Raw genomic sequence first — 13,744 nt, forward strand, 5'->3', positions numbered from 1 at the left:
AAAACGATGTATTCAGTAGGCGATCTGGTTCAGCCCCGCATGGGCGGACCAAAACTCAAGATTGTGGCCGTCGGTGAAGATCATATTGTCGCCGTGCGGGCCAGTAATGAACAGGGTGAGAAATATACGCTGAAGCCCGCCGACGTCACACCTTATAAAGAAGAAGGTGATTTTGGCGTTTGCTAATACCTACGGTGGGATTCCCCACCGTTATTTTTTCGCTATCCGGCAGTCGCCTGAACGCCTGCCGGATCTCATTTTCGCTAACGCTTAAATCAGAAAACTTTCCAGCGTCGCACCAGCCTTAATCGCACGGGCGATCGGCTTCGGCATACGCCCCTGGCCGGTCCAGGTTTTCTGCGCGCCGGAAAAATCGCTAAACCGGTATTTTGCCGGCCGCGGCTGGCGTTTTTTCACCGCCTTCGACGGCCCCGCATTCTGCGTGACCAGTTCATCAGGCGTAATGCCGTCGGCAATCATCAATTCCAGCCAGGTATTAATTTTTTCCTGGTATTCTGCTTGCTGTTGCAGGGTAGAGTGCTGCTCTGAGCGTTTTTCTTCAGTGACGACCCTGAGTTTTTCCAGCATTTCTTCAAGTACGTCAATGGAGAATTCACGCGACATTGCCCGCAGTGAGCGGATATTATTCAATTTTTGTAACATTAAAGACATAAATTATTAAACGATCCTGAATTATATATAAGCAATACTAGCGGGGTACTTTAATATATTAAACCATTTATTACCACCTTTAATGATGCCTGATAAATATATTCAGGCCACGATGTTAATACTTTATTTAAAATAACCCCAAAAGTCATTCAGTTCGGGACGGAAATTAATTCACGGCTATTTTGAATAAGATAAAAAAACCGCAAAATTATCGTCAGTCTGTATATTACCTGGATGGTCAACAGGTTAGCGGGATACGCCCGGCGGATGGACGAGAGCACAACCGGCCACCAGTGAATGAACATGCATGAAAACAGAATATACACCAACAAAGAAAAACAGGATCTAATGCTAACTAAATCGCCTTTATGGCATAAATTATTCTAAAAGTGACCGTCATCACATTAAAACGTGATTTCAGGCGGCAGTCGACACAATCGCGGCTCCGCGCGCTCGTGACGCCCCGTTCACGAAAAAACATAACATATTGATAAATAATAAAAAGATAAAGCATCAGGACAAAAGTAGCGCAGCGAAGAAAAAACCGCCTTTCGCAGAGTATTTTATCGACAAAAAGCCATTAAATAAAAATTTACAGCTAGTTGTCTCTTTTGATGCAGAGAGATAATCTACGCACATCAAAACAGGCAACCCAAAACGCTGTTAAAGAGCGCATCTTTTGGCGTATCAGACTTCATTTTCGAGGAGCACACCGATGTTCTCTGCGCAGTCCCGCTTGCGTCATGCGGTAGCAGACACCTTTGCGATGGTGGTTTACTGCACCGTTGTGAACATGTTGATCGAAATTTTTCTCTCCGGAATGACCTTTGAGCAGTCGTTATCTTCACGCCTGGTGGCGATTCCGGTGAACATTATTATTGCCGTGCCGTACGGGTTTTACCGCGACCGCGCCATGCGTCTGGCGCATCGCGTTAGCCCTTCTGCCTGGATGAAGAGTATTGCCGACGTTGTGGCTTATGTGACATTTCAGTCGCCGGTCTATGTCGCTATCTTATTTTCCGTCGGTGCGGACTGGCACCAGATTGCCGCGGCGGTGAGTTCAAATATTGCGATATCAATGCTGATGGGGGCGGTTTACGGCTACTTCCTCGATTACTGCCGACGCTTGTTCCGCGTCAGCGCTTACCAGCAGGCTAAAGCCTGAGTCCCGACGCAATCTGCGACTGACCGCTGTCAGTCGCCTGCTCGTCTATATTCCCCGCTTTACATTCCAGGCGCTGGCCATCACACGGTTAGTTATGGGACAGACTCGGCTGCGCTTCGCCATATAGTCCCTGCAGAAAACGCTCAAGCGCCATGCGTGAACTGAAGCCGTGTGGAATACCATAATGCTGCTGTACATCTCCGGCTAAATACAGCGGAAACTGTTCGTAATGATCGCAGGTTTTGATATCCGAGGCGGGTTCCGCCAGCGAATTACTGCGCTCTTTTAACGCCGGATGAATAATTAAAGCGGTCCGCCCCATGCGCGCTTCGCGGTTCACATAAACATAATTATCGCCACGGCGATAGCCGTACGCTTTTTGCGTCACAACATCCATGGTGAAGCCAGCTTTTTCAAGAACACGCGCCACCTCATCGGGTCTTAAATACATACTCATTCCTCTTTATCTTTTACCGCTCATTTACCTTACCTTATTCATCATTGATAGTGCTTTCGGAAAATTCCAGAAACGGCACGACAAAAGCATAATTCAAAATCTTGTTCTACACTTAATGACTCAACGGAATTAAGGGAGAAATCGATGGCTAACCGTCTGAACCGCAACAATGTCGATGAAAGCGCTGAAGATATTCATAACGATGTCAGCCAATTAGCAGATACGCTCGAAGAGGTGCTGAAATCATGGGGCAGTGATGCGAAAGATGAAGCTGACGCCGCACGGAAAAAAGCCCAGGCGCTGCTAAAAGAGACGCGTGCCCGTCTGAACGGCAATAACCGGGTACAGCAGGCCGCTCGCGATGCCGCAGGCTGCGCCGATAGCTATGTGCGGGATAAACCGTGGCAGAGCGTCGGTACCGCTGCCGCAGTAGGACTATTTATTGGCGTATTATTGAATTTACGTCGATAATATAGACGATAAATGAAGATAACAAATACGCGTCTGCCCCTGTGAGCCTCTGGCCCGGGGGCTTTTTGTTGTCTCAGCGCATGGGGAGGTAAATCGCTGTTTTAGAAGGATGGCCTGAATCCGCGCTTTCTCAGTCGGCGACTTTATTGGTCAGCAGAAAACAGCGCGACGTTCAGCTTCCCCACCACCTCCGTCGCCATCGTCGGCGATGTCAGATTGGTAAAGCTCACCAGCAATCCTCCTTCGCCGCGGCTTTGCATCCGCCAGTCGCTCAGCGCCTGTACCGACAGTCCGGCCTGCCGGGCTTTCTGAGCCAGCGCCCGATCGTCACCGTTTACCGCGATCACCAGCTGAATCCCTCCCAGTTGAGGGACAACGCCAAACCCCTGCGCCAACAGCGCAGACTCCAGCCACTGTCGGCGCTGCGCATAGCAGGTGCGCATTTTCTTCAGATGACGCCAGAAATGGCCTTCGTGGATAAAGTCAGCCAGCGTCTGCTGCCACAGCGTCGGTACGCTACAGCTCATCCATTCGGCCTGCTGGCGAAAGGCGGCGACCTGCGGCAACGGCACCACCAGCCAGGCGGCGCGTAATGCCGGAAAAAGCGATTTACTGAAGGTGCCGGCGTAAATCACCCGCTGAGGGGCATCAAGGCTTTTCAGCGGCGGCAACGGCTTGCCCCGGTAGCGAAACTCGCTATCGTAATCATCTTCAATAATCCAGGCGTCGCGGCGGGCAGCCCATGCCAGCAGTTGCCTGCGTCGGGCCAGCGACAGCGCCACGCCCAGCGGACTCTGGTGCGCGGGAGTGAGGAGCGCAAAATGCGCATCAGGGTAATGGCGCTGCGCCCACGCCACATCCATCCCCTCGTCATCAACGGGAACCGGATCGATAACCCCGCCTTCCTGGGTTATCACCGGCCGAATCAGCGGAAAACCCGGATCCTCCATCCACATATGCTGACCTGGCCGCGCCAGAGTGCGGAGCAGCAGCCTCATTGAGGCGGCATAATTGCCGGTCACCAGCACCTGTTCGGGCAGGCACTCAATACTGCGGGAAAGCCGCAGATAATCGACAATGGCCCGACGCAGGATCATCTCGCCGCACGGATCGCCGGGCGCCAGATCAAAACGCGTTTGCGTTCGCAGTCGCCGCCCCATCACCCGCGCCCACAGGCCGCGGGGAAAAAGATCCAGCGCCGGTAGCCCCAGTTGAAACGGCTGCGGCGCCGTCGGTTCGATGCCCGCCGGGAGACGCGGCGCTTCCCCCCGTAGCGGACTCAGGCGCTCGCTGACGAAGGTGCCCGCCTGCCCTCGCCGCTCCAGCCAGCCCTGGGCCACCAGCTCACCCCAGGCATTCTCCACGGTTGCGCGGGAGACGCCCAGCTCCTGCGCATACACCCGGCTGGCGGGCAGGCGGCTGCCCGGCGCGAGTTCGCCGTGTTCAATCGCAGATTTGAGCTGTCTGGCAATACGCTGATAGTGCGGGACTTTTTTGAGTTCCATTATGGTCTGCTTTTTTCATCAAAATATGGCTATCTTTTGCAGTCCATTATAGTGCTATTTTGCTGCGGTCTTAGAACCCATTCCCCGCAATTTATCATTGAGGAAAACATGATGAGCACACTCCGTCAGCCCTATAACGAACTGAGCCCGGAAGTCTATCACGCGCTGGTACAGGCCAGGATTGCGCTGGAGAAAAGCGAACTGGACAGTGCCCTGCTGGAGCTGGTTTACCTGCGGGTATCACAGATTAATGGCTGCGCCTTCTGCCTGGAAATGCACAGCCAAGCGCTGCGTAAATCGGGCGTGGCGCAGACTAAACTGGATGCGCTGGCAGGCTGGCGGGTAAGCGGGCATTTCAGCGCCGCAGAGCAGGCGGCGCTGGCGTGGGCGGAATCGGTGACGCATATTGCCAGTACCCATGCAGAAGATGACGTTTACCTGCCGCTGCTGGAGCATTTCAGCGCGCGTCAGATCAGCGACCTGACCTTCGCCATCAGCCTGATGAACGCGTTTAACCGCCTTGCGGTCAGCATGCGCCTGTAATTTCAGGCATACCCGTCCTGCCCTCACGGCAGTGTTCCGTGAGGGTTCCACTTATCTAAAAACGCTATATATTGCGTGGTTGAACTTTTAGATAACTACATCTAGTATTTCCTGAACAGTTAACCGATAGCGGCCGCCGCACTTTTTTGCGCCGCTCCGCCATCTTAAATGGAAATACGAATCATGCGCATTACTATTTACACTAAAAATGACTGCATCCAGTGCCATGCCACTAAGCGGGCCATGGAAAGCCGCGGGTTTGCCTTCGAGATGGTGAATGTCGAGCATCATCCGGACGCCGCTGACATGCTGCGCGAGCAGGGCTTTCGTCAGCTGCCGGTCGTGATAGCCGGTGAAACCCGCTGGTCCGGTTTTCGCCCGGATATGATTAACCGCCTGCGCCCTGAACCGGTGGCCAACGCATGAGCCTTCTCGTCTACTTCTCCAGCAGTTCCGAAAATACGCATCGGTTCGTCCAGCGTCTGGGGCTGCCCGCGGTGCGTATTCCGCTTAACGAGCGGGAACGCATCCAGGTAGACGCTCCCTACATTCTCATTGTCCCCAGCTACGGCGGCGGCGGTACGGCTGGCGCGGTGCCGCGACAGGCGATCCGCTTTTTAAACGACCCGCATAACCGTCAACTGATACGCGGCGTGATTGCCGCCGGTAACCGTAACTTCGGCGACGCCTATGGCCGGGCCGGCGACATCATCGCGCAAAAATGCGGCGTACCGTATCTGTATCGCTTTGAGCTGATGGGCACCCCTACCGATGTCGATAATGTGCGTAAAGGAGTAAGCGAATTTTGGCAACGACAACCGCAGAACGTCTGACCACCGGGGCGGCGGATTTCCACGCCCTCAATGCGATGCTGAATTTGTATGACAGCAATGGCCGTATTCCGTTTGAAAAAGACCACCAGGCGGTAGACGCCTTTATGGCGACGCACGTGCTGACCCATACCGTCTCTTTCACATCGCAGAATGAAAAACTGGAATGGCTGATCGCCGAAGGCTATTACGATGCCAGCGTGCTGGCACGCTACGATCGCCGTTTTGTGCTGGCGCTGTTTGACCACGCACAGGGCTACCCGTTCCGCTTCCGGACCTTTCTCGGTGCCTGGAAATTCTATACCAGCTATACGCTGAAGACCTTTGACGGCAAACGCTACCTTGAACATTTTGCCGATCGCACCTGCATGGTCGCCCTCACCCTCGCGCAGGGTGATGAAGCGCTGGCCCGGCAACTGACCGATGAGATCCTCAGCGGGCGCTTTCAGCCGGCGACGCCCACCTTCCTCAACGCCGGTAAACAGCAGCGGGGCGAGCTGGTTTCCTGTTTCCTGTTGCGTATTGAAGACAATATGGAGTCGATTGGCCGGGCGGTGAACTCGGCGCTGCAACTGTCAAAACGCGGCGGCGGCGTGGCGTTTTTGCTGTCCAATCTGCGTGAAGCCGGTGCGCCGATTAAGCGCATTGAAAATCAATCTTCCGGCGTGGTGCCGGTGATGAAAATGCTCGAGGACGCCTTCTCTTACGCCAACCAGCTCGGCGCGCGCCAGGGAGCCGGGGCGGTCTACCTGCACGCCCATCACCCGGATATTCTGCGTTTCCTCGATACCAAACGGGAAAACGCCGATGAGAAAATCCGCATCAAAACCCTGTCGCTTGGCGTCGTTATCCCGGACATCACCTTCCAGCTGGCGAAAGACGACGCGCAGATGGCGCTGTTCTCGCCCTATGACGTCGAGCGTCTGTACGGTAAACCGTTTGGCGATGTCGCCATCAGCGAGATGTACGCGCAGCTGGTCGCCGACGAGCGGGTCCGCAAACGCTGGATCCGCGCCCGCGATCTGTTCCAGCGGCTGGCGGAAATTCAGTTCGAGTCCGGTTATCCCTACATCATGTTTGAAGATACCGTTAACCGCGCCAACCCGATTGCCGGGCGCATTAACATGAGTAACCTGTGTTCGGAAATTTTGCAGGTCAACACCCCGTCGACCTTTGATGAAAATCTGGATTATGCCAGCGTGGGCCAGGATATCTCCTGCAACCTCGGGTCGCTGAATATTGCGCATACTATGGATTCGCCGGATTTTGCCCGCACGATTGCCGTCGCGGTACGCGGCCTGACGGCGGTGTCCGACATGAGCGATATACGCTCGGTGCCATCGGTGGCGGCGGGCAATGCCGCCTCCCGTGCCATCGGTCTGGGCCAGATGAACCTGCATGGCTATCTGGCCCGGGAAGGCATCGCCTACGGCAGCCCGGAAGGGCTGGACTTTACCAACCTCTATTTTTATACCGTCACCTGGCACGCGCTGCACACGTCGATGCAGATAGCCCGCGAGCGCGGTGAGCATTTTGCCGGATTTGAACAATCGCGCTATGCCAGCGGCGAATACTTCGAACGCTATCTGCAGGGCGACTGGCAGCCGAAAACGGCAACAGTGCGTGCGCTATTCGCCCGCGCCGGGATCCGCCTGCCCGACCGCGAGATGTGGCTGAAGCTCCGCGATGACGTGATGCGCTACGGCATCTATAACCGTAATTTGCAGGCCATCCCGCCCACCGGTTCGATCTCCTATATCAACCATGCGACGTCGAGTATCCACCCGATTGTCTCGAAGATAGAGATCCGCAAGGAGGGGAAAACCGGGCGGGTTTACTATCCCGCGCCATTTATGACCAATGACAACCTGGCGCTGTATCAGGATGCCTGGGAAATCGGCCCGCAAAAGATTATCGACACCTACGCCGAAGCCACGCGGCACGTCGATCAGGGGCTGTCGCTGACGCTCTTTTTCCCCGATACCGCCACCACCCGCGATATCAACAAGGCGCAGATCTACGCGTGGAAAAAGGGCATCAAGACACTGTATTACATCCGCCTGCGCCAGCTGGCGCTGGAAGGTACCGAAATCGAAGGCTGCGTATCCTGCGCGCTGTAAGGAGAACAGGATGACCCATTTATCACGTATCAGCGCTATCAACTGGAATAAAATCGAGGACGATAAGGACCTTGAGGTCTGGAACCGTCTGACCAGCAACTTCTGGCTGCCGGAGAAAGTGCCGTTGTCCAACGACATTCCCGCCTGGCAGACGCTGACCGCGGCGGAACAGCAGCTCACTATTCGCGTGTTCACCGGACTGACGCTGCTCGATACGATTCAGAACACCATCGGCGCGCCGGCGCTGATGGCGGATGCGCTGACCGCGCACGAAGAGGCGGTGCTCTCCAACATCAGCTTTATGGAGGCGGTGCACGCCCGCTCCTACAGCTCGATTTTCTCCACCTTGTGCCAGACCAAAGATGTCGATGCCGCCTACGCCTGGAGCGAAGAGAACGCGCCGCTCCAGCACAAAGCCCGGCTGATGCTGGAGTATTATCAGGCGGATAATCCGCTGAAGAAGAAAATCGCCAGCGTGTTTCTCGAATCCTTCCTCTTCTATTCCGGATTCTGGCTGCCGATGTATTTTTCAAGCCGCGGCAAAATGACCAATACCGCCGATCTGATTCGCTTGATTATCCGTGATGAAGCGGTACACGGTTATTACATCGGCTATAAGTATCAAAAGGGGATGGCCAACATCGCCGCCGACGAGCGGGAGCAACTGAAGAATTTCGCCTTCGATCTGCTGATGGATTTGTACGATAACGAACTGGCCTATACCCGGGATCTGTACGCCGACAGCGGCTGGATTGAAGAGGTGAACGCCTTCCTGTGCTACAACGCCAACAAAGCGCTGATGAACCTCGGCTACGAGGCGCTGTTTCCGGCAGAGATGGCCGCCGTTAACCCGGCAATTCTGGCAGCGCTTTCGCCAAACGCCGATGAAAACCACGACTTTTTCTCCGGCTCCGGTTCCTCGTATGTGATGGGCAAAACGGAAGAAACCGCCGACGACGATTGGGATTTTTAACCTTACTTTCACCAGGAAAATATTGCCCGTTTTCCTGGTGATCTATTTCACATTAATGACTTTCATCACACAAAAAAACCACCTGATATTTCCCTGACATCTTGCCGTAATATTTAGCGGGAATCGCGTGGTTCACCAATTATTTTCCCGCCATCAGCAAAAAATATTACCTGCCAATTATCAAGGCCCAGCCCTTCTATCATGGGGAATACGTCGAAGATGCCCCCTCTCATTTCACCGCCAGCGGGACATTGAGGGTTGTCACAGAATCTGAGTATGTTAGGGTGTAAAAAGGCAATTATCTCCACCAGGTACTATATTGACAGAATACAAATAACAGGAAACCCTCTATTGCATGGCAATTAAATTAGAAATCAAGAATCTCTATAAGATATTTGGCGAGCATCCACAGCGAGCGTTCAAATATATTGAAAAAGGATTTACTAAAGAACAACTACTGGAAAAAACGGGACTTTCGCTTGGCGTAAAAGACGCCAGTCTGGCCATTGAAGAAGGCGAGATATTCGTCATCATGGGGCTTTCCGGCTCAGGAAAATCCACCATGGTTCGCCTTCTCAATCGCCTGATTGAACCCACCCGCGGGCAGGTGCTGATAGATGGCGTCGATATCGCCAAAATCTCAGAAGCCGAGCTGCGTGAGGTGCGCAGAAAAAAGATCGCTATGGTATTTCAGTCATTTGCGCTGATGCCGCATATGACCGTGCTCGACAATGCCGCCTTTGGCATGGAGCTGGCGGGCATCCCGACCCAGCAGCGCCAGCAGAAAGCGCTGGAGGCGCTGCGTCAGGTCGGCCTGGAGAATTACGCGCATGCTTACCCGGATGAGCTCTCCGGCGGAATGCGCCAGCGCGTCGGTCTCGCCCGCGCGCTGGCCATCAACCCTGATATCTTATTAATGGACGAAGCCTTTTCGGCCCTTGACCCATTAATTCGCACGGAGATGCAGGATGAGCTGACAAAATTACAGGCGCAACATCAGCGTACCGTAGTCTTTATTTCCCACGATCTTGATGAAGCCATGCGCATTGGCGATCGGATTGCCATCATGCAAAATGGCGAAGTCATTCAGGTCGGAACCCCGGATGAAATACTGAATAATCCGGCTAATGATTATGTCAAAACCTTCTTCCGCGGCGTCGATATTAGCCAGGTATTCAGCGCTAAAGATATTGCCCGTCGAAGCCCGGTGGGCTTAATTCGTAAAACGCCAGGTTTCGGTCCGCGTTCGGCATTGAAATTATTGCAGGACGAAGACCGTGAATATGGTTATGTGATTGAACGTGGTAATAAGTTTGTCGGTATTGTCTCTATTGATTCACTGAAATCCGCCTTGAGCGAAGGTCAGGGAATTGATGCGGCGTTACTCGCCTCCCCGCAGGCGATAGATGCGCAAACATCGCTCAGCGACCTGCTCTCCCACGTCGGCCTGGCACCGTGCGCGGTCCCGGTTGTGGATGAAGGGCACCAGTACATCGGTATTATTTCTAAAGGCATGCTGCTGAAAGCTTTAGATCGCGAGGGGGCAAACAATGACCGATCAATCTAACCCGTGGGATAGCGCTCCGGCGGCGGATAGCGCCGCGCAATCTGCCGATGCCTGGGGCTCCCCGCCATCCGCGCCGACCGATGGCGGTAGTACCGACTGGCTCAACAGCGCGCCGGCGCCGCAGCCGGAACATTTCAACATCCTGGATCCGTTCCATAAAACGCTGATTCCGCTCGACAGCTGGGTGACGCACGGTATCGACTGGATCGTGGTGCACTTCCGCCCGCTGTTTCAGGGTATCCGCGTGCCGGTGGACTATATCCTCAGCGCCTTCCAGCAACTACTGCTCGGTATGCCGGCACCGGTCGCCATTGTGCTGTTCGCGCTTATCGCCTGGCAAATCTCCAGCGTGGGGATGGGCGCGGCAACGCTTCTCTCTCTGGTTGCCATCGGCGCCATCGGCGCGTGGTCGCAGGCGATGGTGACCCTGGCGCTGGTCCTGACCGCACTGCTGTTCTGTATGCTGATCGGCCTGCCGCTGGGGATCTGGCTGGCGCGTAGCCCACGGGCGGCGAAAATTATTCGCCCGCTGCTGGATGCCATGCAGACCACGCCAGCGTTCGTCTACCTGGTGCCGATTGTGATGCTGTTCGGGATTGGTAACGTGCCAGGCGTGGTGGTGACCATTATCTTCGCCCTGCCGCCTATCGTCCGTTTGACCATCCTCGGGATTAACCAGGTGCCCGCGGACCTGATTGAGGCTTCGCGCTCGTTCGGCGCCAGCCCGCGTCAGCTGCTCTTTAAAGTGCAGCTCCCGCTGGCGATGCCGACCATCATGGCCGGGGTTAACCAGACGCTGATGCTGGCGCTGTCGATGGTAGTGATAGCCTCGATGATCGCCGTGGGCGGCCTGGGCCAGATGGTGCTGCGCGGGATCGGCCGCCTCGATATGGGGCTGGCGAGCGTCGGCGGCGTCGGGATCGTCATTCTGGCGATTATTCTCGACCGCCTGACCCAGGCCGTCGGCCGCGATTCCCGCAGCCGCGGCAACCGCCGCTGGTACGCGACCGGCCCCCTGGGGCTGATTACCCGCCCGTTCTGTAAATAAGCTTCTCATCGCCCGGCGGCACTGCGCCTGCCGGGCCCGCAGCACTCCCTTCTCATTGATAAGGAATAACGATGCGACATAACACGATTATTGCCACAACGTTTGCCACGCTTCTCGCCACCAGCGCCGCCTGGGCAGCCGACCTGCCGGGAAAAGGCATTACCGTTAAACCCATTCAAAGCACCATTACGGAAGAGACCTTCCAGACCCTGCTGGTAAGCCGCGCGCTGGAAAAACTGGGCTACACCGTCGATAAACCCAGCGAAGTGGACTACAACGTCGGCTATACCTCGCTTGCCTCCGGCGACGCGACCTTTACCGCCGTCAACTGGCAACCGCTGCACGACGATATGTACGCCGCCGCCGGGGGCGACAAAAGCTTCTACCGTGAAGGCGTTTATGTGAATGGCGCGGCGCAGGGCTACCTGATCGACAAAAAAACCGCCGAACAGTATCACATCAAATCCATCGATCGGCTCAAAGACCCGAAAATCGCCAGACTGTTTGACACCAACGGCGACGGCAAAGCCGATCTGACCGGCTGTACGCCGGGCTGGGGCTGCGAAGCGGTCATTAATCATCAGATTGATGCCTATGGCCTGAGCAAAACGGTGGAGCACAATCAGGGGAACTATGCGGCGATGATGGCCGATACCATTGCCCGCTTTAAAGAAGGTAAGCCGGTTATCTACTACACCTGGACACCGTACTGGGTCAGCGACGTGCTGAAGCCGGGCAAAGATGTGGTCTGGCTGCAGGTTCCGTTCTCCTCCCTGCCGGGGGTGCAGAAAAATATCGATACCAAACTGGCGAACGGCGCGAACTATGGCTTCCCGGTAAGCACGATGCATATCGTGGCCAACAAAGCCTGGGCTGAGAAAAACCCGGCGGCGGCAAAACTGTTTAGCATCATGAAGCTGCCCATTGCCGATATTAACGCCGAAAACGCCATGATGCATGAAGGTCACGCCTCGGAAGCGGATATTCAGGGTCACGTTGATGGCTGGATCAAAGCCCACCAGCAGCAGTTTGACGGCTGGGTGAAAGAAGCGCTGGCCGCGCAGAAGTAATCTTCCCTCAGACCCGGATAGTGGCGCTATCCGGGTGTCCGATCGCGCCACGTTGTTGCTCCGGCACTGTTCGGGGCAACATGCAGACGCTTTCGCCCGCCTGGCCCGCGCCGCTTAACAAGGTGTCAAAGCCCCCGGTCTCTGCTAAGGTAATCTCACCTGTTCAATCATGTGATATTCACGTGAATTATCAATAAATAACACCCTATGGAAAAACCCGCCCCCGCCAGCGAGGCCACGCTGCCTGAAGGAATTAAAGACAGCCTGCCGATTGTGATTAGCTATATTCCCGTGGCCTTCGCCTTTGGCCTGAACGCCACCCGACTCGGCTTTACGCCGCTGGAAAGCCTGTTCTTTTCCTGCATCATCTACGCCGGCGCCAGCCAGTTTGTCATCACCACGATGCTCGCCGCAGGCAGTTCGCTGTGGGTGGCGGCCCTCACCGTGATGGCGATGGATGTGCGTCACGTGCTGTACGGTCCTTCGCTACGTAGCCGCCTTCATCGCGCGCTGGATAAACGCAAAACCGCGCTCTGGGCTTTTGGCCTGACCGACGAAGTGTTCGCGGCGGCCACCGCAAAGCTGGTTCGCGACAACCGCCGCTGGAGCGAAAACTGGATGCTCGGCATCGCCTTCACCTCCTGGATATCATGGGTGTTCGGCACGCTGATCGGCGCCTACTCCGGTAGCGGCCTGCTGGTCGGTTTTCCGGCGGTGGAGGCCGCGCTGAGCTTTATGCTACCCGCGCTGTTTATGAGCTTCTTACTGGCTTCATTCCAGCGTAAACAGTCTCTCAGCGTAACGGCAGCGCTGGCGGGCGCGCTGGGCGGCATGATTCTGTTCTCGATTCCGGCGGCGATCCTCGCCGGGATTGTCTGCGGCTGTCTGACTGCGCTGCTGCAGGCCAGCATTCAGGGGATGCCCGATGAACAATAACGTGCTGATTATCGGGATAGTGGTCGGCTGCGTGAACTATCTGTTTCGCTATCTGCCGCTGCGCCTGCGCGCAGGTCATGCCCGTACCGGTCGTCGCGGCCCGCTCAGCGTGCTGCTCGATACTATCGGTATCGCCTCCATCTGTGCCCTGCTGATCGTCTCCAGCGTGCCGGAAATCCTCAGCGATTCCCGGCGGCTGCTGCCGACACTGGTCGGCTTCGCGGTGCTGGGACTGGCGTTCTGGAAGACGCGCAGCATTATTATACCGACGCTACTGAGCGCGCTGGCCTATGGCGTAGCATGGAAAATCACGGCGTTTTTATACGTCTAAAGTATCAATTTTAGTCAATAATTGATTTGATTTATTTGTCACAATAGTTATTATAT

General features: G+C 55.4%; 16 protein-coding genes. 13 read left to right on the forward strand and 3 right to left on the reverse strand.

Annotation, left to right across the window (positions count from 1 at the left end; genetic code table 11):
- The first annotated feature begins 6 nt into the window (after positions 1-6).
- Positions 7-186 (forward strand): hypothetical protein, encoded by a 180-nt coding sequence (locus tag FNY10_RS19415; RefSeq protein ID WP_160703323.1) that lies wholly within the window; start codon positions 7-9, stop codon positions 184-186.
- Between the two features lie 84 nt (positions 187-270).
- On the opposite strand, the gene stpA is transcribed toward FNY10_RS19415, so the two are convergent.
- Positions 271-672 carry a DNA-binding protein StpA gene (gene stpA / locus FNY10_RS19420; RefSeq protein ID WP_100685825.1) on the reverse strand — a complete coding sequence of 134 codons (402 nt, stop codon included), beginning with the start codon at positions 670-672 and terminating at the stop codon, positions 271-273.
- Between the two features lie 715 nt (positions 673-1,387).
- Here stpA and alaE point away from each other — a divergent pair.
- Complete coding sequence (gene alaE, locus FNY10_RS19425; RefSeq protein WP_100685824.1) at positions 1,388-1,837, forward strand: L-alanine exporter AlaE; 450 nt, start codon at positions 1,388-1,390, stop codon at positions 1,835-1,837.
- An 88-nt stretch (positions 1,838-1,925) separates the two neighbouring features.
- Here alaE and FNY10_RS19430 read toward each other — a convergent pair whose 3' ends face one another.
- On the reverse strand, positions 1,926-2,288 hold the full coding sequence (locus FNY10_RS19430; RefSeq protein WP_100685823.1) for a DUF2002 family protein: 363 nt from the start codon (positions 2,286-2,288) through the stop codon (positions 1,926-1,928).
- 150 nt (positions 2,289-2,438) lie between these two features.
- Between FNY10_RS19430 and FNY10_RS19435 the strand changes: the two genes are divergently transcribed.
- Complete coding sequence (locus FNY10_RS19435) at positions 2,439-2,765, forward strand: DUF883 family protein (protein ID WP_100685822.1); 327 nt, start codon at positions 2,439-2,441, stop codon at positions 2,763-2,765.
- Positions 2,766-2,908: 143 nt separating this feature from the next.
- On the opposite strand, the gene FNY10_RS19440 is transcribed toward FNY10_RS19435, so the two are convergent.
- Positions 2,909-4,270 (reverse strand): PLP-dependent aminotransferase family protein, encoded by a 1,362-nt coding sequence (locus FNY10_RS19440; RefSeq protein ID WP_160703105.1) that lies wholly within the window; start codon positions 4,268-4,270, stop codon positions 2,909-2,911.
- Positions 4,271-4,381: 111 nt separating this feature from the next.
- On the opposite strand from FNY10_RS19440, the gene FNY10_RS19445 reads away from it, so the two are divergent.
- The 10 genes from FNY10_RS19445 (at position 4,382) to ygaH (ending at position 13,688) form a co-directional block, all read left to right on the forward strand.
- Positions 4,382-4,813: a carboxymuconolactone decarboxylase family protein gene (locus FNY10_RS19445; protein WP_160703325.1), complete on the forward strand. Its 432-nt coding sequence runs from the start codon at positions 4,382-4,384 to the stop codon at positions 4,811-4,813.
- A 183-nt stretch (positions 4,814-4,996) separates the two neighbouring features.
- Entirely contained in the window at positions 4,997-5,239 is a 243-nt protein-coding gene (gene nrdH / locus FNY10_RS19450; RefSeq protein WP_100685819.1) for a glutaredoxin-like protein NrdH, read from the forward strand.
- A complete protein-coding gene (gene nrdI / locus FNY10_RS19455) occupies positions 5,236-5,646 on the forward strand; it encodes a class Ib ribonucleoside-diphosphate reductase assembly flavoprotein NrdI (protein ID WP_100685818.1) in 411 nt (136 codons plus the stop codon). The genes nrdH and nrdI overlap by 4 nt, the downstream gene beginning before the upstream one ends.
- Positions 5,619-7,763 carry a class 1b ribonucleoside-diphosphate reductase subunit alpha gene (gene nrdE, locus FNY10_RS19460; RefSeq protein WP_141963761.1) on the forward strand — a complete coding sequence of 715 codons (2,145 nt, stop codon included), beginning with the start codon at positions 5,619-5,621 and terminating at the stop codon, positions 7,761-7,763. Before nrdI ends, nrdE begins: the two co-directional genes overlap by 28 nt.
- 10 nt (positions 7,764-7,773) lie before the next feature.
- A complete protein-coding gene (gene nrdF, locus FNY10_RS19465; RefSeq protein WP_160703107.1) occupies positions 7,774-8,736 on the forward strand; it encodes a class 1b ribonucleoside-diphosphate reductase subunit beta in 963 nt (320 codons plus the stop codon).
- 355 nt (positions 8,737-9,091) lie between these two features.
- Positions 9,092-10,303, forward strand: coding sequence for a glycine betaine/L-proline ABC transporter ATP-binding protein ProV (gene proV / locus FNY10_RS19470; RefSeq protein ID WP_100685815.1), 1,212 nt, complete (start codon positions 9,092-9,094; stop codon positions 10,301-10,303).
- The gene (gene proW / locus FNY10_RS19475) at positions 10,287-11,351 is read left to right on the forward strand and encodes a glycine betaine/L-proline ABC transporter permease ProW (protein WP_131048906.1); all 1,065 of its coding nucleotides are present in this window, start codon (positions 10,287-10,289) and stop codon (positions 11,349-11,351) included. The genes proV and proW overlap by 17 nt, the downstream gene beginning before the upstream one ends.
- 71 nt (positions 11,352-11,422) lie before the next feature.
- A complete protein-coding gene (gene proX, locus FNY10_RS19480) occupies positions 11,423-12,421 on the forward strand; it encodes a glycine betaine/L-proline ABC transporter substrate-binding protein ProX (protein WP_160703109.1) in 999 nt (332 codons plus the stop codon).
- 207 nt (positions 12,422-12,628) lie between these two features.
- On the forward strand, positions 12,629-13,357 hold the full coding sequence (locus FNY10_RS19485; RefSeq protein WP_100685812.1) for an AzlC family ABC transporter permease: 729 nt from the start codon (positions 12,629-12,631) through the stop codon (positions 13,355-13,357).
- Positions 13,347-13,688 (forward strand): L-valine transporter subunit YgaH, encoded by a 342-nt coding sequence (ygaH, locus tag FNY10_RS19490; RefSeq protein WP_100685811.1) that lies wholly within the window; start codon positions 13,347-13,349, stop codon positions 13,686-13,688. Before FNY10_RS19485 ends, ygaH begins: the two co-directional genes overlap by 11 nt.
- Positions 13,689-13,744 lie beyond the last annotated feature (56 nt).

The sequence above is a fragment of the Klebsiella sp. Lac1 genome (assembly GCF_009825425.1).
Lineage (GTDB): Bacteria > Pseudomonadota > Gammaproteobacteria > Enterobacterales > Enterobacteriaceae > Klebsiella > Klebsiella electrica.

Excerpts from the sequence above, each read along its gene's own strand:
- FNY10_RS19445 (WP_160703325.1), top strand. The coding sequence starts at position 4,382 with ATGAGCACACTCCGTCAGCCCTATAACGAACTGAGCCCGGAAGTCTAT.
- FNY10_RS19485 (WP_100685812.1), top strand. The coding sequence starts at position 12,629 with ATGGAAAAACCCGCCCCCGCCAGCGAGGCCACGCTGCCTGAAGGAATT.
- FNY10_RS19435 (WP_100685822.1), top strand. The coding sequence starts at position 2,439 with ATGGCTAACCGTCTGAACCGCAACAATGTCGATGAAAGCGCTGAAGAT.
- ygaH (WP_100685811.1), top strand. The coding sequence starts at position 13,347 with ATGAACAATAACGTGCTGATTATCGGGATAGTGGTCGGCTGCGTGAAC.
- proV (WP_100685815.1), top strand. The coding sequence starts at position 9,092 with ATGGCAATTAAATTAGAAATCAAGAATCTCTATAAGATATTTGGCGAG.
- proW (WP_131048906.1), top strand. The coding sequence starts at position 10,287 with ATGACCGATCAATCTAACCCGTGGGATAGCGCTCCGGCGGCGGATAGC.
- FNY10_RS19415 (WP_160703323.1), top strand. The coding sequence starts at position 7 with ATGTATTCAGTAGGCGATCTGGTTCAGCCCCGCATGGGCGGACCAAAA.
- FNY10_RS19440 (WP_160703105.1), bottom strand. The coding sequence starts at position 4,270 with ATGGAACTCAAAAAAGTCCCGCACTATCAGCGTATTGCCAGACAGCTC.
- FNY10_RS19430 (WP_100685823.1), bottom strand. The coding sequence starts at position 2,288 with ATGTATTTAAGACCCGATGAGGTGGCGCGTGTTCTTGAAAAAGCTGGC.
- stpA (WP_100685825.1), bottom strand. The coding sequence starts at position 672 with ATGTCTTTAATGTTACAAAAATTGAATAATATCCGCTCACTGCGGGCA.
- nrdI (WP_100685818.1), top strand. The coding sequence starts at position 5,236 with ATGAGCCTTCTCGTCTACTTCTCCAGCAGTTCCGAAAATACGCATCGG.
- nrdH (WP_100685819.1), top strand. The coding sequence starts at position 4,997 with ATGCGCATTACTATTTACACTAAAAATGACTGCATCCAGTGCCATGCC.
- nrdF (WP_160703107.1), top strand. The coding sequence starts at position 7,774 with ATGACCCATTTATCACGTATCAGCGCTATCAACTGGAATAAAATCGAG.
- proX (WP_160703109.1), top strand. The coding sequence starts at position 11,423 with ATGCGACATAACACGATTATTGCCACAACGTTTGCCACGCTTCTCGCC.
- alaE (WP_100685824.1), top strand. The coding sequence starts at position 1,388 with ATGTTCTCTGCGCAGTCCCGCTTGCGTCATGCGGTAGCAGACACCTTT.